Annotated in this window: 26 protein-coding genes; 10 read left to right on the top strand and 16 right to left on the bottom strand. The window is 68.8% G+C overall.

Going from position 1 to position 25496, the window contains the following annotated elements; translation table 11 throughout:
- The first annotated feature begins 479 nt into the window (after window positions 1-479).
- The gene (locus HWW87_RS23790; protein ID WP_175822398.1) at window positions 480-1121 is read left to right on the top strand and encodes a TetR family transcriptional regulator; all 642 of its coding nucleotides are present in this window, start codon (window positions 480-482) and stop codon (window positions 1119-1121) included.
- A 37-nt stretch (window positions 1122-1158) separates the two neighbouring features.
- On the opposite strand, the gene HWW87_RS23795 is transcribed toward HWW87_RS23790, so the two are convergent.
- Window positions 1159-1836 carry a cysteine hydrolase family protein gene (locus HWW87_RS23795; RefSeq protein ID WP_175822399.1) on the bottom strand — a complete coding sequence of 226 codons (678 nt, stop codon included), beginning with the start codon at window positions 1834-1836 and terminating at the stop codon, window positions 1159-1161.
- A 152-nt stretch (window positions 1837-1988) separates the two neighbouring features.
- On the opposite strand from HWW87_RS23795, the gene HWW87_RS23800 reads away from it, so the two are divergent.
- Window positions 1989-2987, top strand: coding sequence for a helix-turn-helix domain-containing protein (locus tag HWW87_RS23800; RefSeq protein ID WP_175822400.1), 999 nt, complete (start codon window positions 1989-1991; stop codon window positions 2985-2987).
- A gap of 59 nt (window positions 2988-3046) precedes the next feature.
- Here HWW87_RS23800 and HWW87_RS23805 read toward each other — a convergent pair whose 3' ends face one another.
- The 6 genes from HWW87_RS23805 to HWW87_RS23830 all read right to left on the bottom strand — a co-directional run bounded on the left by HWW87_RS23805 (window position 3047) and on the right by HWW87_RS23830 (window position 8421).
- A complete protein-coding gene (locus HWW87_RS23805; protein WP_175822401.1) occupies window positions 3047-3754 on the bottom strand; it encodes an SRPBCC domain-containing protein in 708 nt (235 codons plus the stop codon).
- 28 nt (window positions 3755-3782) lie between these two features.
- Window positions 3783-4142, bottom strand: a complete 360-nt coding sequence (locus HWW87_RS23810; protein WP_174390570.1) for a DUF427 domain-containing protein — start codon at window positions 4140-4142, stop codon at window positions 3783-3785.
- A 128-nt stretch (window positions 4143-4270) separates the two neighbouring features.
- On the bottom strand, window positions 4271-4708 hold the full coding sequence (locus tag HWW87_RS23815; protein ID WP_050014530.1) for a carboxypeptidase-like regulatory domain-containing protein: 438 nt from the start codon (window positions 4706-4708) through the stop codon (window positions 4271-4273).
- Window positions 4709-4813: 105 nt separating this feature from the next.
- The gene (locus HWW87_RS23820; RefSeq protein ID WP_174390569.1) at window positions 4814-6295 is read right to left on the bottom strand and encodes a DegQ family serine endoprotease; all 1482 of its coding nucleotides are present in this window, start codon (window positions 6293-6295) and stop codon (window positions 4814-4816) included.
- Window positions 6296-6408: 113 nt separating this feature from the next.
- A complete protein-coding gene (locus HWW87_RS23825; RefSeq protein ID WP_174432753.1) occupies window positions 6409-7755 on the bottom strand; it encodes an ATP-binding protein in 1347 nt (448 codons plus the stop codon).
- A gap of 3 nt (window positions 7756-7758) precedes the next feature.
- Complete coding sequence (locus HWW87_RS23830; RefSeq protein WP_006481728.1) at window positions 7759-8421, bottom strand: response regulator; 663 nt, start codon at window positions 8419-8421, stop codon at window positions 7759-7761.
- A 186-nt stretch (window positions 8422-8607) separates the two neighbouring features.
- Here HWW87_RS23830 and dacB point away from each other — a divergent pair, with 186 nt between their 5' ends.
- The 3 genes from dacB to HWW87_RS23845 all read left to right on the top strand — a co-directional run bounded on the left by dacB (window position 8608) and on the right by HWW87_RS23845 (window position 12622).
- Complete coding sequence (gene dacB / locus HWW87_RS23835) at window positions 8608-10140, top strand: D-alanyl-D-alanine carboxypeptidase/D-alanyl-D-alanine-endopeptidase (protein ID WP_175822402.1); 1533 nt, start codon at window positions 8608-8610, stop codon at window positions 10138-10140.
- 331 nt (window positions 10141-10471) lie between these two features.
- The gene (locus tag HWW87_RS23840) at window positions 10472-11386 is read left to right on the top strand and encodes a sterol desaturase family protein (protein ID WP_175822403.1); all 915 of its coding nucleotides are present in this window, start codon (window positions 10472-10474) and stop codon (window positions 11384-11386) included.
- Window positions 11387-11482: 96 nt separating this feature from the next.
- Complete coding sequence (locus tag HWW87_RS23845; protein ID WP_175822404.1) at window positions 11483-12622, top strand: SGNH/GDSL hydrolase family protein; 1140 nt, start codon at window positions 11483-11485, stop codon at window positions 12620-12622.
- Window positions 12623-12713: 91 nt separating this feature from the next.
- Here the strand turns inward: HWW87_RS23845 and HWW87_RS23850 are convergent, their stop codons facing one another.
- The 6 genes from HWW87_RS23850 to pyk form a co-directional block, all read right to left on the bottom strand.
- The gene (locus HWW87_RS23850; RefSeq protein ID WP_175822405.1) at window positions 12714-13742 is read right to left on the bottom strand and encodes an L-threonylcarbamoyladenylate synthase; all 1029 of its coding nucleotides are present in this window, start codon (window positions 13740-13742) and stop codon (window positions 12714-12716) included.
- An 11-nt stretch (window positions 13743-13753) separates the two neighbouring features.
- Window positions 13754-14950 carry a 5-(carboxyamino)imidazole ribonucleotide synthase gene (locus tag HWW87_RS23855; RefSeq protein WP_175822406.1) on the bottom strand — a complete coding sequence of 399 codons (1197 nt, stop codon included), beginning with the start codon at window positions 14948-14950 and terminating at the stop codon, window positions 13754-13756.
- 90 nt (window positions 14951-15040) lie between these two features.
- On the bottom strand, window positions 15041-15562 hold the full coding sequence (gene purE / locus HWW87_RS23860) for a 5-(carboxyamino)imidazole ribonucleotide mutase (protein WP_175822407.1): 522 nt from the start codon (window positions 15560-15562) through the stop codon (window positions 15041-15043).
- Window positions 15563-15579: 17 nt separating this feature from the next.
- On the bottom strand, window positions 15580-16473 hold the full coding sequence (locus tag HWW87_RS23865; RefSeq protein ID WP_175822408.1) for a phosphoribosylaminoimidazolesuccinocarboxamide synthase: 894 nt from the start codon (window positions 16471-16473) through the stop codon (window positions 15580-15582).
- Between the two features lie 233 nt (window positions 16474-16706).
- Window positions 16707-17771 carry a class II fructose-bisphosphate aldolase gene (fba, locus tag HWW87_RS23870; RefSeq protein ID WP_174390560.1) on the bottom strand — a complete coding sequence of 355 codons (1065 nt, stop codon included), beginning with the start codon at window positions 17769-17771 and terminating at the stop codon, window positions 16707-16709.
- Between the two features lie 316 nt (window positions 17772-18087).
- Window positions 18088-19524, bottom strand: coding sequence for a pyruvate kinase (gene pyk, locus HWW87_RS23875; protein ID WP_011546106.1), 1437 nt, complete (start codon window positions 19522-19524; stop codon window positions 18088-18090).
- Between pyk and HWW87_RS37440 the strand changes: the two genes are divergently transcribed.
- A complete protein-coding gene (locus HWW87_RS37440) occupies window positions 19523-19651 on the top strand; it encodes a hypothetical protein (RefSeq protein ID WP_021164118.1) in 129 nt (42 codons plus the stop codon). The genes pyk and HWW87_RS37440 overlap by 2 nt on opposite strands.
- 157 nt (window positions 19652-19808) lie before the next feature.
- On the opposite strand, the gene HWW87_RS23880 is transcribed toward HWW87_RS37440, so the two are convergent.
- From HWW87_RS23880 to HWW87_RS23890, 3 genes are all read right to left on the bottom strand, one after another.
- A complete protein-coding gene (locus HWW87_RS23880; protein WP_175822409.1) occupies window positions 19809-21005 on the bottom strand; it encodes a phosphoglycerate kinase in 1197 nt (398 codons plus the stop codon).
- A gap of 280 nt (window positions 21006-21285) precedes the next feature.
- A complete protein-coding gene (locus HWW87_RS23885; RefSeq protein WP_126363139.1) occupies window positions 21286-21609 on the bottom strand; it encodes an AzlD domain-containing protein in 324 nt (107 codons plus the stop codon).
- Window positions 21606-22361 carry an AzlC family ABC transporter permease gene (locus HWW87_RS23890; protein ID WP_050014553.1) on the bottom strand — a complete coding sequence of 252 codons (756 nt, stop codon included), beginning with the start codon at window positions 22359-22361 and terminating at the stop codon, window positions 21606-21608. The genes HWW87_RS23885 and HWW87_RS23890 overlap by 4 nt, the downstream gene beginning before the upstream one ends.
- 207 nt (window positions 22362-22568) lie before the next feature.
- Between HWW87_RS23890 and HWW87_RS23895 the strand changes: the two genes are divergently transcribed.
- The 4 genes from HWW87_RS23895 (at window position 22569) to HWW87_RS23910 (ending at window position 25479) form a co-directional block, all read left to right on the top strand.
- The gene (locus HWW87_RS23895) at window positions 22569-23492 is read left to right on the top strand and encodes a branched-chain amino acid transaminase (protein WP_175822410.1); all 924 of its coding nucleotides are present in this window, start codon (window positions 22569-22571) and stop codon (window positions 23490-23492) included.
- A gap of 51 nt (window positions 23493-23543) precedes the next feature.
- The gene (locus tag HWW87_RS23900) at window positions 23544-23738 is read left to right on the top strand and encodes a zinc-finger domain-containing protein (protein WP_006749970.1); all 195 of its coding nucleotides are present in this window, start codon (window positions 23544-23546) and stop codon (window positions 23736-23738) included.
- A 141-nt stretch (window positions 23739-23879) separates the two neighbouring features.
- The gene (gene waaF, locus HWW87_RS23905; RefSeq protein WP_072442744.1) at window positions 23880-24917 is read left to right on the top strand and encodes a lipopolysaccharide heptosyltransferase II; all 1038 of its coding nucleotides are present in this window, start codon (window positions 23880-23882) and stop codon (window positions 24915-24917) included.
- A 115-nt stretch (window positions 24918-25032) separates the two neighbouring features.
- Entirely contained in the window at window positions 25033-25479 is a 447-nt protein-coding gene (locus tag HWW87_RS23910) for a nuclear transport factor 2 family protein (protein WP_006477934.1), read from the top strand.
- Window positions 25480-25496: the final 17 nt, after the last annotated feature.

Below are 25496 nucleotides of genomic sequence, written 5' to 3' on the forward strand. Positions count from 1 at the left end.
TCTTTTTTCCCGCACGCGGCCAGGAAAACGGCGGCCGTCGCGACAGTGATTAAGCGGTATGGAACCCGTTCGACGCGCATGGAGCGACCTCTGTGTATAACCAATGGAATAAGTGCCGCGCCCGACCGGAGCGCAACACGGATGCGCCTCGCGGCGCAGATCGAACACCTGAATTACTGGACTGCTAGATACAGCACGTCGGCACGAAACCTCCGTGCCGACGGGGATGCCGCGAACTGCGGACTGGTACTAGGGCGGGAATCAGCAGAGTGGGATATTAACTGATTGCCACTTGGGTCATTCGATCGTAGGGTGGTATTGTATATACATTCACGAATGTATGTAAAAAGCCCGTTTGTACTCCGCAGGCTGTCCAGTCTTACAGATTGTTACCAACAGCAAGCATAGCCCGTCTGCATGACGACGACGAGGGTTGCGGGCCCCATATTCACCGACGATCGATCCAATCAGGCCTGCACATGGTCAGACGTACCAAGGAGGAGGCGCTCGAGACACGCAATCGCATTCTCGACGCCGCCGAACACGTGTTCTTCGAGAAAGGCGTGTCGCACACGTCGCTCGCGGACATCGCCCAGCACGCCGGCGTGACGCGCGGCGCGATCTACTGGCATTTCGCGAACAAGAGCGAACTGTTCGATGCGATGTTCGACCGCGTGTTCCTGCCGATCGACGAACTGAAGCGGATGCCGCTCGACGCGCCGGGCAGCAATCCGCTCGAGAAGGTGCGCCAGATCCTGATCTGGTGCCTGCTCGGCGTGCAGCGCGACCCGCAGCTGCGGCGCGTGTTCAGCATCCTGTTCATGAAGTGCGAGTACGTCGCGGACATGGAGCCGCTGCTGCAGCGCAACCGCGCGGGGATGAGCGAGGCGCTGCACATGATCGACGCCGATCTCGCGGTGGCCGTGGGCCTCAAGCTGCTGCCCGAGCGGCTCGATACGTGGCGCGCGACGCTGATGCTGCACACGCTCGTCAGCGGGTTCGTGCGCGACATGCTGATGCTGCCCGACGAAATCGACGCCGAGCAGCATGCGGAAAAGCTCGTCGACGGCTGCTTCGACATGCTGCGCTACAGCCCGGCGATGCTGAAGGACGGCGACTGACCGCGCGGCGCATCGCGCGCCCCGTCGCCGTGCCGGGTCAGGCTACCTTCGCGCGCTGCGCGCGGGCGCGCCGGTTCGACGCGGCCACCGAATCGCGCGCCGGCATCGGCGCGCCGGCCAGTCCCGCGATCCACGCGTCGGTCGACATCACGGCCGCGAAATTCGACTGGAACACCACCGCATACGCGCGGTGAATCTCTTCGGCGCTCACCGCACCCGCTTCGTTCTCGTAAGGCAGCGCGCCCGTCGCATCGTTCAGGTACTCGACCTTCAGCCCCGCATGCGCCGCGTGATAGACCGTCGACGCATTGCAGTTGTGCGTCATGTAGCCGGCCACCGCGAGCGTGTCGATGCCGTGCGCATCGAGCCACGCGGCGAGATCGGTGCCGGCGAACGAGCTGGCCTGCGCCTTCTCGATCCGATGCGCGTACGGCCGGCTGGCGACCACCGCGTGCAGCGCGACGCCGTCGGTGCCGGGCGCGAAGATCGGCGCGCCGGCCGGCGCGACGTGCTGAACCACGATCACCGGCACGCCGGCCGCGTGCGCGGCGTCGATCGCGCGGCCGATGTTCGCGAGCGACACGTCGAGCGGCGGATATTCGATCGGCAGGTTGCCCGTCACGTATTCGTTCTGCACGTCGATCACGATCAGTGCGCGGCGGGCAGCGGGACGGGAAGCAGAATGCGGGACGGCGGGCGACGCGGCGGCAAGCATGGCGGGCTCCTGGTCGGGAGGCGCTGCCCCGCCCCGGAGCGAGGCGGCCAGCAGTGCGATGCGATGCATTGTCGGGCCGCGTGGCTTGCGCCGATAGTGGCCCGATAGCCATTCTTCGATAAAATCGGGCCATCGCCTTTCCGGAGCCCGCCATGCTCGCCGCCGCCCCGCCCGTTCCGACCGTCGTCGCCGTGATCGCGTACGACGGCATCAGCCCGTTCCACCTGTCGGTGCCGTCGGTCGTGTTCGGCAAGGAACGCGACGCAGCCGCGTCGCCCGCGTTCGTGTTCCGCGTCTGCTCGGCCGAGCGCGGCCCGCTCGCGACGACGGGCGGCTTCACGATCACCGCGCCGTACGGGCTCGACGCGCTCGACGATGCGGACATCGTCATCGTGCCTTCCTGGCGCGACCCGGACGAAGTGCCGCCCGACGCGCTGCTCGATGCCGTGCGCGCGGTCGCCGCGCGCGGCGCCGAGCTCGTGGGCCTGTGCCTCGGCGCCTACGTGCTCGCCGCGGCCGGCTTGCTCGACGGCCGCCCGGCCACCACGCACTGGGCGTGGGCCGACGATTTCGCCCAGCGCTTTCCGCGCGTGAAACTCGATCCCGACGTGCTGTACGTGGACGACGGCAACCTGATGACGTCGGCCGGCACGGCAGCCGGCCTCGACTGCTGCCTGCACGTCGTGCGGCGACGCTTCGGCTCGGACGCCGCGAACCGGATCGCGCGCCGCCTCGTGATCCCGCCGCACCGCCAGGGCGGGCAGGCGCAATACGTGCCGCAGCCGGTCGCTGCGCATCCGCGCGATGCGCGGCTCGCGGGCCTGCTCGACTGGGTGCGCGCCCATCTCGACGCCGCGCACAGCGTCGATTCGCTCGCCGAACGCGTGCTGATGAGCCGGCGCACGTTCACGCGCCATTTCCGCCAGGCAACGGGCACGACCGTCACCGCGTGGCTGCAGGCCGAACGGCTCGCGCGCGCGCAGCATCTGCTCGAAACCACCGGGCAATCGATCGACGCGATCGCGCAGGCGGCGGGCTACGGCTCGAGCGTGTCGCTGCGCCAGCATTTCGCGGGCGCGCTCGGCACGTCGCCGTCTGCGTATCGAAGGGAATTTCGCGGCGCCGGGGCCGGAGCCGACGCGGGACAGTGACGCCCGCCGCGCGGGCGGCGGGCCGGCCGTGACGCGGAACCGGGCGGCTGATCAGCCGCTCAGCCGGCGTTGAACCAGCGTGCCGCGTAAAGCAGCAGCGCGACGAACACGATCATCGCCGCCCAGGCCCACACGGGCACCGTGCCGGAATCGCGATGCCGGAGCGCGCTCGCGGCACGCCCGCTCAGCGCGCCGCCGAGATGCGGCGGCAGCGAACGCTTCGTCGCGGCCACCAGCGAGGCCGGCCGCAGAAATACGTGCTGGCGTCGCTGCGCAGGGGCGCTCGCGCGATTCGGCGCGAGACCGTGCTTCGCCTGCACGACCGCGCAGAACTCGCGAAAGAACGTGTCGGTCCACTCGCGCAGCGCATTGTCGATCTGCCGCCCCGGCAGCTCGGCGAGCGGCCCGCTCGCCGTCGCCCAGACCACGTACTCGATCCGCGTGGCGGTCGCATCGTCATCCGGCATCAGCACGAGTTCGACCTGGCCGCGCAGCGCGCCGAGGCCGTCGGCCCGCGCCTTGAAGTTGAGCACGCGGCGCGGCTGCCCTTCGGCATCGCCCTGCTCGGCCGCCGCATGCGCGCGCACGTCGTAGCGGGCGCGCAGCGGGCCGAGCGGCACCGTGATCGTCAGCGCGAACTCGCCGTGCGCGAGTTTCACGAACGATTCGCAATGATCGAAGCTCGCCCGCAGCAGCGCGAGATCCTCCAGCGCATCCCGCACGACAGGCGGCGCGAGCGGTACGCGTAACGTGTCGTTCAGTTCCATGACGCCTCCCCGATGAACGCGCGCCGCATCAGGACGTCTCGACGAGACTGTCGATCCGTGCGACATCGAAGGCGACGTAGAGCGCCAGCACGGCCGCCGCCTCCTTCGGTTCTTCGTAACTCCATGCGGCGTTCTCGATCACGCCGTCTTCCGTCTGCAAGTCGAAATGCACGGCTTGCCCCCTGAACGGGCAGGCCGTCGTGACGCCCGACTTCACGAGCCGGCGCATGTTGACGTCGCTGCGCGGCAGGTAATGGATGTCCGGGAGCCCCGCTTCACGCACGGTCAGCGCACCCTGCGAATCGGCATAGGTGATGCCGCGATGAATCACGCGCACGCGATGACGGTTCGGCACGATTTCGAGTCGAGGGTCGGCTGCATCGGACATCGTTTCTCCTTCGGGCGGCCGCCTGGCCGGGGCAGGAAACGAAAAAGCCACGGCACGCATGCCGTGGCTTTCATTATGGGCGAAACTTCGTCCGATTGCGCGCCCGGGGCCCGGGCCGCGCGCGGCGGCTACTGCGCGCTCCACTGGAACGCGGCTTTCGCGCCGCCCTTCGCGCCGACCGTGACGGCGCGCGATTCGTCGCTGCCCTGGTACGACGCGTGCACCGTATAGCGCCCCGGCGGCAGTTTCACCAGCATGTACGGCCCGCGCGCGTCGGTTGCCAGCACCTCGGTGCCCTTGCCGTCGACGATCCGGACATGGACGTCGGCCAGGAACTCGCCGCCCTTGCCGGTGAAGCGCAGCGCCAGCGGCCACGATGCCTCGTTACTCTGGAATGCCGTCGACTGGTCCTTGCCGATACCGCCCGACACATAGCTGATATCGCCTTGCTGGCTCGCGGCGGGCAGACCGTCCGACTGCGCGTACGCGCCGGTCGCACCAGCCGCGAGGCCGGCGGTCAGCGCCGCGGCGACGGCAAATCGGGACACGTTGCGTAGATATTGCATGGCTCTCTCCTTGGGGTCGGAACACATACGGGGCGCAGCGTCACGCGAAACGTACGGCGGCGGCGCCCGCCGCGGCCGGCCAGGCCGGCCGTCGGCCGTCGCCGGTCAGCTCAGGTCGACCGGCACGAAGATCTGTGCATTATCGCGCTGGATCAGCAGAGCAAGACTGTTGCCCGCACCCTTCACCGCGTCGCGCAACTGCTCGGGGCTGGTGACCGGGCGGCCGTTGACCGCGAGGATCACGTCGCCGGGCTGGATGCCCGCGTTGGCGGCCGGCCCGCCGGCCTGCTGCACGATCAGCCCGTGCGACAGGTTGGCGGCGCTGCGCTCCTGCGGCGACAGCGGACGCACCGCGACACCCAGGCGGCCCTGCTCGACCGGCCCGCCGTCGTTCGACGCGAGCTTCGCATCGGCCATCGCGCCGAGCGTCACGCTGATCGACTTCTTCGACTTGTCGCGCCAGATCTGCAGGTCGGCCTTCGAGCCCGGCTTCAGGTTCGCGATCTGCGCGGGCAGCGACGTCGAATCGGCGACCGGCGAACCGTTGACCGACAGGATCACGTCGCCCGGCTGCAGGCCCGCCTTCGCGGCCGGACCGTTGGCGTCGACCGAGCTGACGAGCGCGCCGTCCGGCTTCTGCAGCCCGAACGAGCTCGCGAGCGTCTGGTTCAGCCCCTGCACGGCGACGCCGAGACGGCCGCGGCTTACGTGGCCCGTCTTCACGAGCTCGTCCTTCACCTTGATCGCCTCGTTGATCGGGATCGCGAACGACAGGCCCTGGAAGCCGCCCGTCTGCGAGTAGATCATCGAGTTGATGCCGATCACCTCGCCCTGCAGGTTGAACAGCGGCCCGCCCGAGTTGCCGGGATTCACCGGCACGTCGGTCTGGATGAACGGCGTGTAGTTCTCGTCCGGCAGCGCGCGCGACTTCGCGCTGATGATGCCCGACGTGACCGTGTTGTCGAAGCCGTACGGCGAGCCGATCGCGACGACCCACTGGCCGACCTTGCTCTGCGCCGGGTCGCCGATCTTCACGGTCGGCAGGCCGCTCGCGTCGATCTTCAGCACGGCGACGTCGGACTGCTTGTCGGAGCCGACGACCTTCGCCTTGTATTCGCGCTTGTCGGTCAGCTTGACCGTGACGACGTTCGCGCCGTCGATCACGTGCGCATTGGTGAGGATGTATCCGTCGGCACTGACGATGAAGCCCGACCCGAGACTCGCGCTCGGCTGGTCGTCCGGCTGCGCGTCGCCGCCCATGCCCGGCACCTGGCCGTAGAAGTGCTTGAAGAACTGGTAGAACGGGTCGCTCGGATCGATCGGCAGTTGCGGCTGCGGCGCGCGCCGCGACACCTGCTTCACGACATGCTTCGCGCTGATGTTCACGACCGCCGGGCCGTAGGTCTCGACGAGCCCGGAGAAATCGGGAATGCCGGTCTTGGCCGCGGCTTCGGCCGGCATCAATGCCGCCTGCGCGGGCGTGATGATCTGCGGATCGGCGCGGCGGGTGCCGGCGAAATAGCCTGCCGACAGGGCGGCCGCCACGGCGACCGCGACGGTGCCGCGCGCAAGGAATCGGGTGTTCATCGTAGGACCTCCTCTTTGTTAGGACGCAGCGTAACGACCCTGACTTAAAGGAGGCTTAATCAGCCTTAAGCGGGGCTTAAGCGGCTGCCCGGGCCGGGCTGGCCCCGCCCCCTTCAGACGGATTCGGAAGGCTGCGGCGCCTGGGCCGGCATCTCGGCATCGCGGAACACCACGCTGACGAGCAGGCCGCCCGCGGCCGCATCGCCGAGCGACACCGTCGCGCCCTGCTGCGCGGCCACGCGCTTGACGATCGCGAGCCCGAGCCCGCTGCCCGACACGTCGGTGCGCGCGCGCGCCGTGCTGTCGCGATAGAAGCGGTCGAACACGCGCTCGCGCTCGTCGGCCGGAATGCCCGGCCCGCTGTCGCCGATCTGCACGCACGCGCGGCCGGCCGCGTCGCGCGTCAGCGACACGTCGATGCGGCCGCCGTCCGGCGTGTACTTCACCGCGTTGTCGAGCAGGTTGCCGAACATCACGCGCAGCGCGCCGACGTCCGCGACGACGCTCGCCGCGCGCGTTTCCTCGAAGCCGAGATCGATGTCGTGCCGCTGCGCGAGCGGCGCATGCGCGGCCACGCATTCGGCGAGCAGCGCCTGCAGGTCGACCGGTTCGCGCATCGTCGCGCCGTCCGGCTCGGCACGCGCGAGCGCGAGCAGTTGCTCGGTGAGACGCGTCGCGCGCGACACGCCGTCCTGGAGATCCGCGATCGCCTCGCGGCGCGACGCATCGTCCTTCGCGCGGGCGACGAGCTGCGCCTGGATCTGCACGGCCGCGAGCGGCGTGCGCAATTCGTGCGCGGCGTCGGCGACGAACGCCTTCTGCGTGTCGAGCGCCGCCGACAGCCGCGCGAGCAGCCCGTTCAGCGCCCGCACGAGCGGCTGCACCTCGAGCGGCAGGCGCGCGTCGGGCAGCGAATCGAGCGCTTCCGGCCGGCGCGCCTCGACCGCACGCGTCACGCGGGCGAGCGGCGCGAGCCCGCGCCCGACGATCCCCCACACGGCCGCGCCGAGGAACGGCAGCAGCACGATCAGCGGCCACAGCGTGCGCAGCGCGACGTTCGCCGCCAGCCGGTTGCGCACCGACAGCGGCTGCGCGAGCTGCACCACGTTGTCGCCGACGATCGCGCCGTACACGCGCCATTCGCCGCGATCGGTGCGCTCGGTCGAGAAGCCGAGCTCCGCGCGCGGCGCGATCGGCGCGCGCGGATGCGAGAAGTACATCAGCACGCCGTTGCGATTCCAGATCTGGATCACGATGCCTTCGTCGCCGTTGGTGCGCGAGCCGAACACCTGCGAGAACGGCTCCGACGGCAGCGCCGCGGCGATTTCCTGCAACTGGTAGTCGAACAGTTCGTTCGCCTCGGCGAGCGCCTGCCGGTAGATGAGCCAGCCCGCCATGCCCACGCCCGCGACGACGATCGCGAGCAGCCAGATCAGCAATTGATGACGAATCGACCGCACGCGTCAGCTTTCCTTGACGACCATGTAGCCGAGCCCGCGCACGTTGCGGATCAGGTCCGAGCCGAGCTTCTTGCGCAGCGCGTGGATGTAGACCTCGACCGTGTTGCTGCCGATCTCCTCGCCCCAGCCGTACATCTTCTCCTCGAGCTGGCTCTTCGACAGCACCGCGCCCGGCCGCGCGAGCAGCGCCTCGAGCAGCGCGAACTCGCGCGCGGACAGCGCGACGGGCGCGCCGTCGAGCGTCACCTGGTGCGAAGCGGGATCGAGCGTCAGCGCGCCGTGGCGGATCAGCGACTCGCTGCGCCCGGCCTGGCGGCGGATCAGCGCGCGCATCCGCGCGCCGAGCTCGTCGAGATCGAACGGCTTGACGAGGTAGTCGTCGGCGCCGGCGTCGAGCCCCTTCACCCGATCGGCGACGGCGTCGCGCGCGGTGACGATCAGCACCGGCAGCGCCAGCCCGCGCCCGCGCAGCGTGCGCAGCACGTCGATGCCGTCGCGCTTCGGCAGGCCGAGATCGAGCAGCAGCAGATCGTACGTCTCGCCGCCGAGCGCCGTGAGCGCGGCGTCGCCGTCCTGCACCCAGTCGACCGCAAAGCCGTCCGAGCGCAGCGCCTTGCGCACGCCCTCGGCAATCATTCGATCATCTTCGACAAGCAGAATCCGCATCGGGACAGGTATCCATGGGGCGAGTCAAACACGGCGACCATTGTAGCGCCGCGAATCGCGTGCGCGGCACCGTGCAATGCAACAGTAAGGAGGATTGCAAGGGACCTGCCCCGACTTGTCTCTACAATGTGCGCTTCGACGCCCCCGCGCGTCCTGCCCGAGCCCCCGCTTTTCCCGTATTCGCCCATGCCGATTTCCGATCTTTCCGCCCGGTTCGCCCCCCGCACCCGCGTCTGCCTGCGGGCGGCCGCCGTCGTCGCCACCTGCACGGCTCTCGCGTTCGCGCCGTCCGCGCAGGCCCGCAAGAAATCCCACAAGGAAGCGCGCAAGACCGCCGTCGTGTCGCCCGCCGCGCGCGCGGCCGGCCTGCCTGCGTCGGTGCTCGTCGCGCTGCAGCGCGCGAAGGTGCCGGCGTCGGCGATGAGCGTCGTCGTCGAGCGCGTCGGCGATCCGCAACCGCTGATCGCGTGGAATGCAAGCCGGCCGATGCTGCCGGCCTCGACGATGAAGCTCGTGACGACCTTCTCGGGCCTGTCGATCCTCGGTCCCGACTACCGCTGGCGCACGACCGCGTATACGGACGGCACGATCGACCCCGACGGCACGCTGCAGGGCAACCTGTACATCAAGGGCACCGGCGATCCGAAGCTCGTGCCCGAGGAGCTGATCGATCTCGTCGACAAGCTGCGCAAGGCCGGCGTCAAGCGCGTGGCCGGCGGCCTCGTGCTCGACAAGAGCTATTTCGCGGCGTCGACGCGCGACCTGCCGTCGTTCGACGACGATGCCAGCGCACCGTACAACGTCGGCCCCGATCCGCTGCTGTACGCATTCAAGGCCGTGTCGTTCACGGTCACGCCGGGCGACGACGGCAAGGTCGCCGTCGACGTGCTGCCGCCGCTCGCGGACCTGTCGATCGACAACCAGCTCGTCGAAGGCTCGGGTTCGTGCAGTGCGGCCGCGGCAGCCGCGCGCCCGACGCTGACGGCCGGCGGCGGGATCATGACCGCGTCGTTCGCCGGCGACTACCCGCTGCGCTGCGGCGCGCATACGACCAACCTCGCGATCCTCGATCACACGACGTTCTTCGCGCGCGGCTTCCTCGCGCTGTGGCAGCAGGACGGCGGCACGATCGCGGGGCCCGTGAGCGAAGGCAAGGTGCCGACCACCGCGCGGCCGCTCGCCGTGCATCACAGCCCGGTGCTCGGCAGCATCGTCTACGACATCAACAAGTTCAGCAACAACGTGATGGCGCGCAACCTGTTCCTGACGATCGGCGCGGTCAGCGGCAAGCCGCCCGCGACACCCGAGCAGTCGAGCCGCGCGATCCAGGCGTTCCTGCAGAAGAACGGCATCGCGATGCCCGACCTCGTGCTCGAGAACGGCTCGGGGCTGTCGCGCGAAGAACACGTGAGCGCGCTGTCGCTCGCCGCGCTGCTGCAAGCCGCGAACGCGAGCCCCGTCGCGCAGGCGTTCGTCGATTCGCTGCCGATCGCGGGCATCGACGGCACGATGAAGAACCGCCTCACCAACGCTGGCGTGCTCGGCAACGCGCACATCAAGACCGGCACGCTGCGCGACGTGCGCGCGATCGCCGGCTACGTCGCGGGCACCGACGGCCAGAGCTACATCGTCGTCAGCTTCATCAACAACGATCACGCGGAAGGCGCGCGCGCCGCGCACGACACGCTGCTCGAGTGGATCTACGCGGGCGCGCACTGACGATTCGCGCACCGCGCAGCGAGCCGTCCTGACAGGGCGGCCCGCGCGCCCCGCGCACCGCGTCGCCCGCGAAATCTCGCGCTGCGCGGTTTGAAACGCCCCCGCCACCCTCGCGCGACGCCCCGCGCGCACGCCGCACCCACGAAACGGGGCCGCACCGCCCGGCCCCGTGCAGTACGGATTCCGTAGAAACCCTGTCCTCAGAGGGAACCCTCTACGCTGCCCCCTCGCCTAGCGCGTGGCGATTGCGTAGGCTGTTGGCCTGACCGATATCTACAACGGGCCACACGCCCGGCCTCATGGCTTGCAGGGGAACGAAGGAGACACGCCCATGCGATTCGACGTCGAATTGCTTCTGCTCGCGCTGGCGCCCGTCTTCCTGCTCTGCATCGCGTGGGAGGCCTGGCACCTCGCCCGCACCCGTGCGCAGGACCGCCTCTACGCGTGGCGCGACACGCTGTGCAACGCGGCGCTCGCGCTGATGCACCAGGGCGCCGACAAGATCGCGTGGCTGTTCGTGATTCCCGTCTATGCGTACTGCTACCGGCACTATCGTCTTTACACGTGGCACGACGGCTGGCTGTCGTTCGCGGTGCTGTTCGTCGCGCAGGACTTCCTTTACTACGTGTTCCATCGCGCCAGCCATCGCGTGCGCTGGCTGTGGGCCGCGCACGTCGTGCACCACTCGTCCGAACGGATGAATTTCTCGACCGCCTTCCGCCAGAGCCTGATGTACCCGATCGCGGGCATGTGGCTGTTCTGGCTGCCGCTCGCGTTCGCCGGCTTTCCGCCGCAACAGGTCGTCGGCATCGTGCTGATCAACCTCGCGTTCCAGTTCTTCGTGCACACGCAGGCGATCGGCAAGCTCGGCTGGCTCGAATACGTGCTGAACACGCCGTCGATCCACCGCGCGCACCATGCGCGCAACGCGCGCTACATCGACCGCAATTACGCAGGCGTCCTGGTGATCTGGGATCGCCTGTTCGGCAGCTATGTCGAGGAAACGCCCGACGATCCGCCGCAGTACGGGATCGTCGAACGGCTCGGCTCGAACAACCCGTTCGTCGCGACGTTCCACGAGTGGGTGGCGATGGCGTCCGACGTGTGGCGCGTCGGCGGATGGCGCAACAAGCTGCGCGCGATTTTCGGCCCGCCCGAATGGGCGAGCGCTTATCATGCGCAGATTGCCGAGGCCGCGAACCAGGATCCGCGCACCGTGCCGCCGGCGGCTGCGCGCGACCGATAAACCGTTTCAGCCAACGGCCGCCGCGCAGCCCGGAACCGAGCAGGCACGCGGCAGATGAGAAATACATCAGGGCCATATCTACGAGGAGATCGAACGATGCAGACACAACAACACGCACCTTCCCGCACGCGGCAGCGCATGCTGCGCACCGCGCAAGTCGCGATCGCCGGCGCCGCGCTCGCGCTGCTCGCCGCATGCGGCGGCGGTGACGACAACAACGGCAGCAGCGCGTCGAACACGCCGCCGTCGGGCGTGAAGATGCAGGTCGTGTCGTTCGGCGACAGCCTGTCGGACGCCGGCACCTACTCGCAGATCAAGCTCGGCTTCGGCGGCGGCCGCTTCACGACCAACCCCGGCCAGGTGTGGACGCAGGACGTCGCGCAGTACTACGGCGACACGCTGCAGCCCGCGAACCAGGGCGGCTTCGGCATCCCGCTGCAGGCCACCGGCGGCCTCGGCTACGCGCAGGGCGGCTCGCGCGTGACGCTGCAGCCGGGCATCGGCCATGCGGACGCGAGCGTGCCGAACCCCGACTACGCCCAGGCGACGACCACGCCGATCGCCGATCAGGTCAAGCAGTACCTGACGCAGCACGGCAGCTTCAACGCCGGCCAGATCGTGCTGATCAACGGCGGCGCGAACGACATCTTCTACCAGGCCCAGGTCGCGCAGGCGCAAGGCAACACGCCGGCCGCGCAGCTCGCGGCGGCGCAGGCGATCGGCCTGGCCGCGCAGCAGCTCGGCGGGATCGTCCAGCAGATCGTCGCAGCGGGCGCCACGCACGTGTTCGTCGCGAACGTGCCGGACATCGGCGGCACGCCGCTCGCGCTGCAGGGCGGCACGCAGGCCGCGTTCACGCAACTGTCGGGGCTGTTCAACAAGACGCTCGTCGGCACGCTCGCCGCGCTGAAGGTCGACTCGACGAAGGTCGCGGTGGTCGACTCGTTCACGTGGCAGGACGGCATCGCGGCCAACTTCCAGGCGAACGGTTTCAGCGTGTCGAACACCGACACCGCCTGCAACCTGAAGGCGATGGTCCAGGCCGCCACGCAGTACGGCGTCGCGAACGCGACCGCGTTCGGCTCGTCGCTGTTCTGCTCGCCGCAGACCTACACGGTCGCGAACGCGGACCAGACCTACATGTTCGCCGACACGGTCCACCCGACGACGCACCTGCACGCGCTGTTCGCGCAATACGTCGAGCAGCAGATCGCGAAGTCCGGCGTCGGCAAGTAAGCCGCCGGCCGCGCGCCGAAACGAAAACGCCCGACTGGCTCACTTCGCCAGTCGGGCGTTTTTTATTTCAGGACGGGTGCGGAAGGCGGCGTCAGTCGCGCGCTTCGAACGCGGCCGCCGCACGGCCGAGGCGATCGTTGACCGCGATCCATTCGACGGTCTCGGGCAGCTTCTCGACCAGGATGCGTGCGACCTGCGCGCGGTCGAGCGCCCGCAGCATGCCGTACAGGTCGCGCGCATAGGCCTGCGGATCTTCCGGCGCCGCGATGAAATGCACGCCGTCGGCCTGCGCCCAGCGCCCTGCCCGCGACGCGCGTGCGACGAGCGCGACGCGCTCGCCGTCGGTTTGCGCGGCCGCGAGCAGCGGCTCGAGTGCATCGAACGGCAGCAGCGCGAGCGGCGTGCGCGGCGCGTAGTGCGCTTTCAGCGTGCCCGACGCGCGTGGTGCCGTCGCATCGCTGCCGTCCGGCAGCTTCGGCGCGCGGCCGAGCACGTCGGCGATCTGCTGCGGCGTCACGTGGCCCGGGCGCAGCAGCGCCGGGAAGCCGCGCGACAGGTCGAGAATCGTCGACTCGATGCCGACTTCGGACGCGCCGCCGTCGAGCACGTGCACGGTATCGCCGAATTCGTCGCGCACGTGTTGCGCGGTCGTCGGACTCACGTGGCCGAACCGGTTCGCGGACGGCGCCGCCACGCCGCCGTGGCCGCCGCGCCGTGCGCTGAACGCGGCCAGCAGCGCCTGCGCGACCGGATGCGACGGACAGCGCAGCCCGACCGAATCCTGCCCGCCGCTCACGGCGTCCGGAATGCGCGCATGGCGCTTCAGGATCAGCGTCAGCGGGCCCGGCCAGAATGCATCGATCAGCGCGTGCGCGTCGGCCGGCAAGTCGTCGGCCCAGTAGCCCGGATCGCCGCCGGGCGGCAGATGCACGATCACCGGATGGTTCGCGGGCCGCCCTTTCGCCGCGTAGATGCGCGCGACGGCCTCGGGATTCGCCGCGTCGCCGCCGAGCCCGTAGACGGTTTCGGTCGGAAATGCGACGAGCTGGCCCGCGTCGAGCAACGCGGCGGCCGCGTCGATCTGCGCGGGCGTCACGTGCGTCGGGAGAGCGATGGACATCGGCCGGCGCCTCAGTCGAGCGGCACGCGCAGCAACTGCGCGCATGCGGTGGCGGCGGCGACGGCTTCGTCGCGCGTCTCGGCCGTGAAGTTCACGTGACCCATCTTGCGGCCGACGCGCGCTTCTTCCTTGCCGTACAGGTGCAGGTGCGCGGCCGGCATCGCGGCAACCGTGTCCCACGGCGGCGTGACGGCATCGGCCGCCGCACCGTCGGGAAACCACACGTCGCCGAGGATGTTCAGCATCGCGGCCGGCGAATGCTGGCGCGGGTTGCCGAGCGGCATGCGCGTCATCGCGCGCACCTGCTGCTCGAACTGGCTCGTTGCGCACGCATCGACCGTGTAGTGGCCGGAGTTGTGCGGGCGCGGCGCCATTTCGTTAGCGACGAACGAGCCGTCTTCCAGCACGAAGAATTCGACGCACAGCACGCCGACGTAGCCGAGCGTGTCGGCGATCCGGATGGCGGCCTGCTGCGCCTCTGCGACGCGCGCGGCATCGGCGGCCGGCGCCGGCACGACCGTCAGCGCGAGGATGCCGTCGTGGTGCACGTTCTGCGCGAGCGGGAAGGCGGCCGCGCGGCCGTCCGCGCCGCGCGCGATCAGCGCCGACACTTCGTATTTCAGCGGCAGGCGCTTCTCCAGCACGCACGGCACGCCGCCGAGCGCGGCATGCGCGTCGCGTGCTTCCTGCGCGGTGGCGACGCGCACCTGGCCCTTGCCGTCGTACCCGAGGCGGGCCGTCTTCAGGATGCCCGGCAGTACCGCGTCGAGCGCGGCATCGTCAAGCGCGGCGAGCGCCGCCGCCGATTCGATCACGACGTGCGGCGCGACCGGCACGCCCGACGCCTCGATGAAACGCTTCTCCGCGATGCGGTCCTGCGCGACCGCGACGCAGCGGCCGGCCGGTGCGACGAACGTCGTGCGCGCGAGGAAATCGAGGCTCGCGGCCGGCACGTTCTCGAATTCCGTCGATACGGCCTCGCACAGGTCGGCCAGTTCGGCGAGTGCGGCTTCGTCGTCGTACGCCGCGCGCAGGTGCCGATCGGCGACCGCGCCGGCGGGGCTCGCCGGATCGGGATCGAGCACGGCGACGCGATAGCCCATCGACTGGGCGGCAAAGCAGAACATGCGGCCGAGCTGGCCACCGCCGACCATGCCCAGCCACGCGCCGGGCAGGATCGGGGAAACGGAATCAGGAGTTGCGGTCATGTCAGTGGTCGGTCGCGGCGGAACGCGGAAATGCCCGCCGCAGTAGGAAAATCCGGCGCCGGCCGCGTGGTGCGGCCGCGCGCCATGCCGTCATTCCAGCGGCGGCAGCACCATCGCGTGCGCGGCTTCGTTCTGGCGCACGCGGAACGCGGCGAGCCGGTTCGCGTAGTCGACCGAGTTGCCGGACAGGATCGACACCGCGAACAGTGCGGCATTCGCGGCGCCGGCCTCGCCGATCGCGAACGTCGCGACCGGCACGCCCTTCGGCATCTGCACGATCGAGTGCAGCGAATCGACACCCTTCAGGTACTTGCTCGCGACCGGCACGCCGAGCACGGGCACCGTGGTTTTCGCGGCCAGCATGCCGGGCAGGTGCGCGGCACCGCCGGCGCCCGCGATGATCGCGCGCAGCCCGCGCTCGCGCGCCTTCTCCGCATAGTCGAACATCTCGTCGGGCATCCGGTGCGCGGACACGACCTTCGCTTCGTACGGCACGCCGAATTCCTGCAGGATCGCGACCGCGTTCTTCATCACGTCCCAGTCGGAACTCGAACCCATCAGCACGCCGACGAGCGGCGCGCTGTGCGTGTGGGCGGTTTGGACTTCACTCATTTCGTACGTTCCTTCCGTCAGACGGCGAGCGACTGGCCCGTGATGCGCTCGAGCGCTTCCTGGTACTTCGCGGCCGTCTTCTCGACGACGTCGGCCGGCAGCGCCGGCGCCGGCGCGGTCTTGCCCCACGGCTGCGCCTCGAGCCAGTCGCGCACGAACTGCTTGTCGAACGACGGCGGGTTGGTGCCGACTTCGTACTGGTCGGCCGGCCAGAAGCGCGACGAATCGGCGGTCAGCACTTCGTCCATCAGGTACAGCTTGCCGTGGTTGTCGAGGCCGAATTCGAACTTCGTGTCGGCGATGATGATGCCGCGCGTCGCCGCGTAGTCGGCCGCTTCCTTGTACAGGCGGATCGAGATGTCGCGGATCGTCGCGGCCAGCTCGGTGCCGATGCGGCGCTCGGTTTCGTCGAACGTGATGTTCTCGTCGTGCTCGCCCATCTCGGCCTTCGCGGCCGGCGTGAAGATCGGCTCGGGCAGCTTCTGCGCGTTCTGCAGGCCTGCCGGCAGCTGCACGCCGCACACGGCGCCCGACGCCTGGTATTCCTTCCAGCCGCTGCCGGCCAGGTAGCCGCGCACGACCGCTTCGATCATGATCGGCTCGAGGCGCTTGACGACCACGCCGCGGCCCTTCACCTGCTCGACCTCGTCGGCCGCGACCACCGCTTCCGGCGCGTCGCCCGTCAGGTGGTTCGGCACGATGTGCGCGAGCTTGTCGAACCAGAAGTTCGCCATCTGGTTCAGCACGCGGCCCTTGTTCGGAATCGGCTCGCCCATCACCACGTCGAAGGCCGACAGGCGATCGGTCGTGACGATCAGGAGCTTGTCGTTGCCGACCGCGTAGTTATCGCGAACCTTGCCGCGACCGAGGAGCGGCAGCGAGCGGAGCGTGGATTCGTAAAGGGTAGACATCGTCTTTTCGCAGATAAGGAGCCAAACAAAAAGGGAAACGCCGTTCCCCGCGGCAGGCGGGAACGGCGGTCTTGCAATACGTCGGCGAACCGGCGGGCGCAACGCCCGGACGGCTGCCGGCCGGCCCTTGTTCGGCCGGACGGAACGGCTGCCGGGGCCGGATCGAATCCGGCCAGCCGGGCGGCCAGCCCATGCCCGGCGGCAGAACCGGGCGGGGCAATCGTACTACAGTCTCAGCGCACGACCTGGGCGAGCGCGCCCGACTTGTACTGCTCGGCGATCTTGTCGAGCGACACCGGCTTGATCTTGCCGGCCTGGCCTTCGCAGCCGAACGCGAGGTAACGGTCGACGCACACCTGCTTCGCGGCTTCGCGCGCGGGCTTCAGGTAGTCGCGCGGATCGAACTTGCCCGGGTTCTCGAACAGGTAGCGGCGGATCGCGCCGGTGATCGCGAGACGCAGGTCGGTGTCGATGTTGATCTTGCGCACGCCGTGCTTGATGCCTTCCTGGATTTCCTCGACCGGCACGCCGTAGGTTTCCTTCATGTCGCCGCCGAATTCGCGGATCTCGGCCAGCAGTTCCTGCGGCACCGACGACGAACCGTGCATCACGAGGTGCGTGTTCGGGATGCGCGCGTGGATTTCCTTGATGCGCTGGATCGACAGGATGTCGCCCGTCGGCTTCTTCGAGAACTTGTACGCGCCGTGCGACGTGCCGATCGCGATCGCGAGCGCATCGCACTGTGTGAGCTTCACGAAGTCGGCGGCCTGCTCCGGATCGGTCAGCAGCTGCTCGCGGGTCATCGTGCCTTCCGCGCCGTGGCCGTCTTCCTTGTCGCCCTTCATCGTCTCGAGCGAGCCGAGCACGCCGAGTTCGGCTTCGACCGTCACGCCGATCGAGTGCGCCATCTCGACGACCTTGCGCGACACGTCGACGTTGTACTCGTACGACGCGACCGTCTTGCCGTCGGCTTCGAGCGAACCGTCCATCATCACGCTCGTGAAGCCGCTGCGGATCGCGGCCGTGCAAACCGCCGGCGACTGGCCGTGATCCTGGTGCATCACGACCGGGATGTGCGGATACGATTCGACCGCCGCTTCGATCAGGTGGCGCAGGAACGGCTCGCCCGCATACTTACGCGCGCCGGCCGATGCCTGCATGATCACGGGCGCGCCGACCTGATCCGCCGCCGCCATGATCGCCTGGATCTGCTCCAGGTTGTTCACGTTGAAGGCCGGCAGGCCGTAACCGTGCTCTGCCGCGTGGTCCAGCAATTGACGCATTGATACGAGAGGCATTGTGGAACTCCTTGGAATGAAAACCGGTGCGCCCTGACGCCGGCGCGGCGCTCGCTCCCCTCTGAACCGGGACGGCGCGGCGCGGCTGAGCGTCGAATAGCCGCATTTTATCGCGAAGCGCCTCCGATTCCGACCGCCCGGTGGCCCCCGCTCGCAATTTGTTACGTTCGCACGGCACAATGCGGCCAAAAAGGAGAAAAAAAGCCGCGCGGGGCTTCGGACCCCGCGCGGCTTTTGCGCGAAAAACGGTGCCGGATCGATTCCGACCGATCCGGCCGCCGGCCCGCGGGCCGGCTCGCTGCGGCTCAGCCGGCGCTCAATAGTGCTCGCCGACCCGCACGATCTTCAGCGTGTTGGTGCCGCCCGCCTGCCCCATCGGCTCGCCGACGGTCAGCACGACCATGTCGCCATGCTGCACGTAACCCTGCTTGACGACGATCTCGAGCGCCGCCTGCAGCGCCGAATCGCGGTCGCTGTTGAAGTCGACGTGCAGCGGCGTCACGTTGCGGTACAGCGCCATCGTGCGCTCGCTGCCGACGCGCGGCGTCAGCGCGAAGATCGGCACGTGCGTGTAGTGACGCGACATCCACAGCGCGGTCGCGCCCGATTCGGTCAGCGCGATGATCGCCTTCGCGCCCAGGTGATACGCGGTGAACAGCGCGCCCATCGCGATCGACTGGTCGATCCGCGTGAACGTGCGGTCGAGGAAATCCTTGTCCAGCTCGACCTCTTCCGACTTTTCCGCCTCGACGCACACGGCCGCCATCGTCTCGATCGTGACGACCGGATACTTGCCGGCGGCCGTCTCGGCCGACAGCATCACCGCGTCGGTGCCGTCGAGCACCGCGTTCGCGACGTCCGACACTTCCGCGCGGGTCGGCACCGGTGCGTAGATCATCGATTCCATCATCTGCGTCGCGGTGATCACGAGCTTGTTCGACTCGCGCGCCATCCGGATCATCCGCTTCTGCAGCGCCGGCACGGCCGCGTTGCCCACTTCCACCGCGAGGTCGCCGCGCGCGACCATGATGCCGTCGGACGCGTCGAGAATGCTCTGCAGCGCCGGAATCGCTTCCGCGCGCTCGATCTTCGCGATCATCTTCGGCTTGATGCCGTACGGCGCGCCCGCGATGTTCGCGAGCTGGCGCGCCATTTCCATGTCGGTCGCGTTCTTCGGGAACGATACCGCGACGAGGTCCGCGCCGAGCGACATCGCGGTGCGGATGTCTTCCATGTCCTTCGCGGTCAGCGCGGGCGCCGACAGGCCGCCGCCCTGACGGTTGATCCCCTTGTTGTTCGACAGCTCGCCGCCCACCTTGACGGTCGTGTGGATCTCGTCGCCGAGCACGCGCTCGACGGTCAGCACGATCAGGCCGTCGTTCAGCAGCAGCAGGTCGCCCGGCTTCAGGTCGCGCGGCAGCTCCTTGTAGTCGAGGCCGACGCGCTCGTCGTTGCCGAGTTCGCAGCCCGCATCGAGGATGAACGGCTGCCCCGGCACGAGCGTGGTCTTGCCGTTCTCGAACTTGCCGACGCGGATCTTCGGGCCCTGGAGGTCGGCCATGATCGCGATCTCGCGGCCAACCTTGCGGGCGGCCTCGCGCACCATTTCGGCGCGCTGGCGGTGATCGTCGGCCGTGCCGTGCGAAAAATTGAGCCGCACGACGTCGAGGCCCGCCTGCATCATCTGCAGCAGAATCTCCGGCGAACTGGATGCCGGGCCGATCGTGGCGACTATCTTGGTGGCGCGCTGCATGAAACTCCTCATCTGGATCAAGGTGGATGCGCTGGGTGAAACGCTGCGAGAGCCGGAAGCGGCAGGCCCAGCGGCCGCCGTTCCGGGGGGCGTGCCGGTGCTGGCGCCCGGCATCGCTTTGTTCTGAATCTCGTGGTGCTGCACGGCCGCGTCGCCGGCAGCCGCCGGTGCGCGCGGGGCGGTGTTCGCCCGCGCGGGCGCGCGTTTGCGCTTGCCCGCGCCGGCCGGCTGCTCCGCTTTCGCGGAGCGCGCGGCCTTCGTCACCCCTGCGCGCGCCGCCACGCTCAGGCCGCCCGCGTTTCGAGCACTTCCACCGCCGGCAGCTTCTTCCCCTCGAGGAACTCGAGGAAGGCGCCGCCGCCCGTGGAGATGTAGCTGACCTGGTCGTGGATGCCGTACTTCGCGATGGCCGCGAGCGTGTCGCCGCCGCCCGCGATCGAGAACGCGGACGATTTGGCGATCGCTTCGGCGAGCGTCCTGGTGCCGTTGCCGAACTGGTCGAACTCGAACACGCCGACCGGGCCGTTCCACACGATCGTGCCGGCCTTCTCGAGCTGGCTGGCGAGCGCCTTGGCCGTATCGGGGCCGATGTCGAGGATCATGTCGTCCGCTTCGATGTCGGCGACCTGCTTCACCGTGGCCGCGGCCGTCGGCGAGAATTCCTTGGCGGTGACGACGTCGGTCGGGATCGGCACCGACGCGCCGCGCTCGCGCGCTTCGTCGATGATCGCCTTCGCTTCGGCGACGAGATCGGCCTCCGCGAGCGACTTGCCGATCGACAGGCCGGCCGCGAGCATGAACGTGTTCGCGATGCCGCCGCCGACGATCAGCTGGTCGACCTTGCCGGCCAGCGACTTCAGGATGGTCAGCTTGGTCGACACCTTGGAACCGGCGACGATCGCCACCAGCGGGCGCGCCGGGTTGCCGAGCGCCTTGCCGAGCGCGTCGAGTTCGGCCGCCAGCAGCGGGCCCGCGCATGCGACCGGCGCGTACTTCGCGATCCCGTGCGTGGTCGCTTCCGCGCGGTGCGCGGTGCCAAACGCGTCGTTCACGTACACGTCGCAGAGCTTCGCCATCTTCTGCGCGAGCTCGTCCGAATTCTTCTTCTCGCCCTTGTTCACGCGGCAGTTCTCGAGCAGCACGACCTGGCCCGGCGCGACGTTCACGCCGTTCTCGACCCAGTTCGACACGAGCGGCACGTCGCGGCCGAGCAGTTCGGCGAGACGCTTCGCGACCGGCGCGAGCGAGTCTTCCGGCTTGAATTCGCCTTCGGTCGGACGGCCGAGGTGCGACGTCACCATCACGGCCGCGCCGGCGTCGAGCGCGGCCTGGATGGCCGGCACGGACGCACGCACGCGCGTGTCCTCGGTGATGTTGCCGTGATCGTCCTGCGGGACGTTCAGGTCGGCGCGGATGAACACCCGCTTGCCGGCGAGCTGGCCGGCGGCGATCAGGTCGGTAAGACGCTTGACTTGGCTCATGTTGAACAGATTGAAGTAGTGGATGGGGAAAGGGGGTTCACGCTGGACGTGCGCGGGCTGCCGCGAAAGGGCGCCGGATGCGGCCGTGGCTGGCGGTTCGCATGACGCGCACGGGTAAGAAATCTCGAACGGGCATTCTAGCCGATCCACCCGGCAGACTGACCCGTGCGGCGGCGAATTCCGCCTATTTGGAATTGCGCGCCGGAATCGGCGCTTTGCCGCAATGCAGCAATACACGCGCGCAAGCGGGCAGCGCGCGGCGAGCCGGAACGGCGGCCCATCAGAAGATCAGGCGCAGCGCGGTGAACACGAGCATCCCGACGACGATCGTGCCGAGCATGCTGCGCCGCCACAAAAACCAGCCGAGGCCGGCGAGCGCCGCGTAGAACGGATGGTTGGACAGCCCGAACGACAGCCCGGCCGGCGTTTCGAGCACGTCGGGCAGCACGACGGCGACCAGCGCCGCGGCCGGCGCGTAGCGCAGCGCGCGCTGCGCGCGTTCGGGCAGCACGGTGCGCTCGCCGCCGATCAGGAACAGCGCGCGCGTGACGGCCGTGACGATCGTCATCCCGACGATGACGATCCAGATCTCGGTCGCGCTCATTCGATGTCCTTTTCGTGCACGGTTTCGGTGCGGATGCGCCGCCAGTCGGCGCGCTCGACGAAGAAATCGGCCGCGCAGCCGGCCGCGAGCGCGGCCAGTACCGCGATCGGCAGCGCGAGCCGGTACGGCAGGTCGAACGCGATCAGCGACACGATGCCCGCGACCGCGACGGCCGCGAGCGTCGAGCGGTTCGCGACCGCCGACACCATGATCGGGATCAGCGCGAGCGTGCCGGCCAGCTCCAGCCCCCAGCTCGCCGGAAAGACGCTCGCGAGCAGGATGCCGGCGAGCGACGACACCTGCCACGACGCCCAGCTCGCGAGCGCCATCCCCCAGAAATACGCTTCCTTGCCCGGCACGCGGCCGTACGCGAAGCCCTGTTTCTGGAACAGCAGGTAGATCACGTCGCCATTGAAATAACCGATCGCGAGGCGCCGCCACAGCGGCAGGTAGGAAAAATGGGGCGCCAGGCCGGCGCTGAAGATCACGAAGCGCAGGTTGACCATCGCGGCCGTGAGCAGCACGGTCCAGATCGGCAGCTTCGCCGCGAGGAGCGGCAGCACCGCGAGCTGCGACGAGCCCGCGTAGACGAACAGCGACATCGCGCTCGCCTGCCCGAGCGTCATCACGGACTTGCTCATCGCGATGCCGGTGACGAGCCCCCAGGACAGGATCGCCATCAGTGTCGGGGAATAGTCGCGCGCGCCCTGGATCAGCGCGAAGCGGTCGGTGGCGGACAATCGAGCGAGCATCGGAAAGCGGGCCGCAGCGGGCGGTTCGTCGGGACGCCGGCGCCTCCTGCCGGTGCGACCCATCGTTATTGGAATCGGTACCGGACGATTATAGCGCCGGCCCCCCTCCGTCCGACCGGATCGCCGCCAAATGACGCTAAAATAAGCGTCTTTCCGGTTCAACGCTGCACACAACCCGCAGCACACCCCCGCTTCCAGGAGAATCCTATGTCAATGGCCGACCGCGACGGCAAGATCTGGATGGACGGCAAGCTGATCGACTGGCGCGACGCCAAGATCCACGTCCTGACCCACACGCTGCACTACGGCATGGGCGTCTTCGAGGGCGTGCGCGCGTACAAGTCGGCCGACGGCAGCACCGCGATCTTCCGCCTGCGCGAGCACACCAAACGTCTGCTGAATTCGGCGAAGATCTTCCAGATGGACGTGCCGTTCGACCGCGAAACGCTCGAAGCCGCGCAACTCGCGGTCGTGCGCGAGAACCAGCTCGAATCGGGCTACCTGCGCCCGATCATCTGGGTCGGCTCGGAAAAGCTCGGCGTGTCCGCGAAGGGCAACACGATCCACGTCGCGATCGCCGCATGGCCGTGGGGCGCGTACCTCGGCGAGGACGGCCTCGCGAAGGGCATCCGCGTGAAGACGTCGTCGTTCACGCGCCACCACGTGAACGTGTCGATGGTGCGCGCGAAGGCGTCGGGCTGGTACGTGAACTCGATCCTGGCGAACCAGGAAGCGACCGCCGACGGCTACGACGAAGCGCTGCTGCTCGACGTCGACGGCTACGTGTCGGAAGGCTCCGGCGAGAACTTCTTCCTCGTGAACAACGGCAAGCTGTATACGCCCGACCTGTCGTCGTGCCTCGACGGCATCACGCGCGATACGGTCATCACGCTCGCGAAGGACGCCGGCATCGAGGTGATCGAGAAGCGCATCACGCGCGACGAGGTCTACACGGCCGACGAAGCGTTCTTCACCGGCACCGCCGCCGAAGTCACGCCGATCCGCGAGCTCGACAACCGCACGATCGGCAGCGGCGCGCGCGGCCCCGTCACGGAAAAGCTCCAGTCGGCGTTTTTCGATATCGTGTCGGGCAAGAACGCGAAGTACGCGCACTGGCTGACGAAGGTCTGAGCGCGCCGCGCCACCGACCGCCCCACACAAGAGTGATAAAGAGAAAGTCTCATGAGTGAAATCAAGGAAATGCCGCTGGTCGAGCTGACGGCCAAGGATCTTCCCGCCTACTGCCCGAACCCGGCCATGGCGCGCTGGAGCGCGCACCCGCGCGTCTTCATCGACGTGTCGCACGGCGAGGCGCGCTGCCCGTACTGCGGCACGCGCTACAAGCTGCGCGACGGCGAGGTCGTCAAGGGTCACTAAGCCCCCGGCGGCCGGGCCTGAGGGCCCGCCGACCCGCAAGGCGGCGCAGCCGGAAGTCCGGCGCGCCGCCCTTCCCCATTCTGGCAACCCGAACGCGGCGCCCGTGCGCCGCGCTTCATTACGACATCGGAAGTCGACCTGATGCGTCGAGCGCTGGTTATCGCACCGAATTGGATCGGTGACGCATTGATGGCGCAGCCGCTTTTTGCGCTGCTGAAAAAGCTCCATCCCCGCATCGCGATCGATGCCGTCGCACCCTCGTGGGTCGCGCCCGTGCTCGAGCGGATGCCCGAGATCCACGATGTCTACGCGACCGATCTCGCGCACGGCAAGCTGCAGCTGCTGCGCCGCTGGCAGCTCGCGAGCGACCTGCGCGACGTCGGCTACGACGCGGCGTACGTGCTGCCGAATTCGCTGAAGTCCGCGGTGATCCCGTGGCTCGCGAACATCCCGCTGCGGATCGGCTATACGGGCGAGCACCGCTACGGGCTGCTGAACGTGCGGCACGCGAACCCCGACAAGTCGGGCGAGCGGCCGCCGATGACGACCCACTACGCGGCGCTCGCGTACGCGCCGGGCGCGAAGCTGCCCGAGTCGATGAAGACGCTGCCCGCGCCGCGCCTCGACGCCGACCTGAACGAGACGGCGCGCGTGTCCGCACGTTTCAATCTCGATACGCGCAAGCCGCTCGTCGTGTTCTGCCCCGGCGCCGAATACGGCCCGGCCAAGCGCTGGCCGCCGGAGCATTTCGCGTCGCTCGCGACCATCGTCCACCAGTCGTTCCCGTATACGCAGATCGTCGCGCTCGGCTCGCAGAAGGATGCCGCGGCCGCGCAGGCGATCGCCGACCACGCGCCGAACGTGCGCAACCTGTGCGGGCAGACGTCGTTGTCCGAGGCGTGCGCGCTGATCGCGCGCGCGAACGCGGTCGTCACCAACGATTCGGGGCTGATGCACGTCGCCGCCGCGCTGCGCCGGCCGCTCGTCGCGTTGTACGGATCGACCGATCCGCGCCATACCCCTCCGCTGTCGGACCTGGCGAAGGTACAATGGCTGCATCTCGAATGCAGTCCCTGCTTCGAACGCGAGTGCCCGCTCGGCCATCTGAAGTGCCTGCGCGAACTCGGTCCCGAGCAGGTATTCGGCGATTTGCGCGGCATGCTCGTCGGGCAGCGCTGACCCTGGCCGGCAGCGTCGCACGGCGCGCCGGGCAATCCGATTCACCGGTGCACGGCGGCCCCACCCGGGCCGCCGTGCTGAATACGGCGCGCGACGCGCGCGAGAGACAACCCCGATGCCACGTTTTGCCCGCCTTTTCGAAGCCGCTGCCGATACGCTGAACGCCTACTACCAGGCCGTCGCCGATGCCAATCTCGACGCGCTGCTGGCGTTGTGGATCGACGAGGATTTCGCCAGCTGCGTCTGGGCGGACGGCGAGCATCTGCACGGCCTCGACCAGATCCGCGGCGGGCTCGCCAACCGGCTCGCGACGCGCCCGGTCACGATCGAGCCGCTCGACATCCGCGTGTACGACAGCCTCGGCACGGTCGTCTATACGATCGCCGAAGCGCATCAGCAGGCCGACCTGACGGCCGAACCCGACATGGTTTTCGCCACGTACGTGATGATCCACGAACGCGGCGAATGGCGCATCGCGCACATCCACGCGAGCCCGATTCCTGAACAAGCGGCCGGACAATTCGCCGCGAAGATCCGTCACGGGCAGGGTCCGCTGCACTGACGAAAAACGAAGCAACG

It is taken from the genome of Burkholderia sp. BCC0419, from assembly GCF_902830285.1.
Lineage (GTDB): Bacteria > Pseudomonadota > Gammaproteobacteria > Burkholderiales > Burkholderiaceae > Burkholderia.

Bases quoted from the DNA above. Each gene is read 5' to 3' on its own strand.
- HWW87_RS23805 (WP_175822401.1), bottom strand. From the start codon at position 3,754: ATGGAACTGAACGACACGTTACGCGTACCGCTCGCGCCGCCTGTCGTG.
- HWW87_RS23855 (WP_175822406.1), bottom strand. From the start codon at position 14,950: ATGACCGCAACTCCTGATTCCGTTTCCCCGATCCTGCCCGGCGCGTGG.
- HWW87_RS23810 (WP_174390570.1), bottom strand. From the start codon at position 4,142: ATGTCCGATGCAGCCGACCCTCGACTCGAAATCGTGCCGAACCGTCAT.
- HWW87_RS23880 (WP_175822409.1), bottom strand. From the start codon at position 21,005: ATGAGCCAAGTCAAGCGTCTTACCGACCTGATCGCCGCCGGCCAGCTC.
- HWW87_RS23845 (WP_175822404.1), top strand. From the start codon at position 11,483: ATGCAGACACAACAACACGCACCTTCCCGCACGCGGCAGCGCATGCTG.
- purE (WP_175822407.1), bottom strand. From the start codon at position 15,562: ATGAGTGAAGTCCAAACCGCCCACACGCACAGCGCGCCGCTCGTCGGC.
- HWW87_RS23820 (WP_174390569.1), bottom strand. From the start codon at position 6,295: ATGAACACCCGATTCCTTGCGCGCGGCACCGTCGCGGTCGCCGTGGCG.
- HWW87_RS23890 (WP_050014553.1), bottom strand. From the start codon at position 22,361: ATGCTCGCTCGATTGTCCGCCACCGACCGCTTCGCGCTGATCCAGGGC.
- HWW87_RS23790 (WP_175822398.1), top strand. From the start codon at position 480: ATGGTCAGACGTACCAAGGAGGAGGCGCTCGAGACACGCAATCGCATT.
- HWW87_RS23840 (WP_175822403.1), top strand. From the start codon at position 10,472: ATGCGATTCGACGTCGAATTGCTTCTGCTCGCGCTGGCGCCCGTCTTC.
- HWW87_RS23865 (WP_175822408.1), bottom strand. From the start codon at position 16,473: ATGTCTACCCTTTACGAATCCACGCTCCGCTCGCTGCCGCTCCTCGGT.
- HWW87_RS23895 (WP_175822410.1), top strand. From the start codon at position 22,569: ATGTCAATGGCCGACCGCGACGGCAAGATCTGGATGGACGGCAAGCTG.
- HWW87_RS37440 (WP_021164118.1), top strand. From the start codon at position 19,523: ATGAAACTCCTCATCTGGATCAAGGTGGATGCGCTGGGTGAAACGCTG.
- HWW87_RS23885 (WP_126363139.1), bottom strand. From the start codon at position 21,609: ATGAGCGCGACCGAGATCTGGATCGTCATCGTCGGGATGACGATCGTC.
- waaF (WP_072442744.1), top strand. From the start codon at position 23,880: ATGCGTCGAGCGCTGGTTATCGCACCGAATTGGATCGGTGACGCATTG.
- HWW87_RS23830 (WP_006481728.1), bottom strand. From the start codon at position 8,421: ATGCGGATTCTGCTTGTCGAAGATGATCGAATGATTGCCGAGGGCGTG.
- HWW87_RS23815 (WP_050014530.1), bottom strand. From the start codon at position 4,708: ATGCAATATCTACGCAACGTGTCCCGATTTGCCGTCGCCGCGGCGCTG.
- HWW87_RS23900 (WP_006749970.1), top strand. From the start codon at position 23,544: ATGAGTGAAATCAAGGAAATGCCGCTGGTCGAGCTGACGGCCAAGGAT.
- HWW87_RS23850 (WP_175822405.1), bottom strand. From the start codon at position 13,742: ATGTCCATCGCTCTCCCGACGCACGTGACGCCCGCGCAGATCGACGCG.
- HWW87_RS23800 (WP_175822400.1), top strand. From the start codon at position 1,989: ATGCTCGCCGCCGCCCCGCCCGTTCCGACCGTCGTCGCCGTGATCGCG.
- dacB (WP_175822402.1), top strand. From the start codon at position 8,608: ATGCCGATTTCCGATCTTTCCGCCCGGTTCGCCCCCCGCACCCGCGTC.
- HWW87_RS23910 (WP_006477934.1), top strand. From the start codon at position 25,033: ATGCCACGTTTTGCCCGCCTTTTCGAAGCCGCTGCCGATACGCTGAAC.
- HWW87_RS23795 (WP_175822399.1), bottom strand. From the start codon at position 1,836: ATGCTTGCCGCCGCGTCGCCCGCCGTCCCGCATTCTGCTTCCCGTCCC.
- pyk (WP_011546106.1), bottom strand. From the start codon at position 19,524: ATGCAGCGCGCCACCAAGATAGTCGCCACGATCGGCCCGGCATCCAGT.
- fba (WP_174390560.1), bottom strand. From the start codon at position 17,771: ATGCCTCTCGTATCAATGCGTCAATTGCTGGACCACGCGGCAGAGCAC.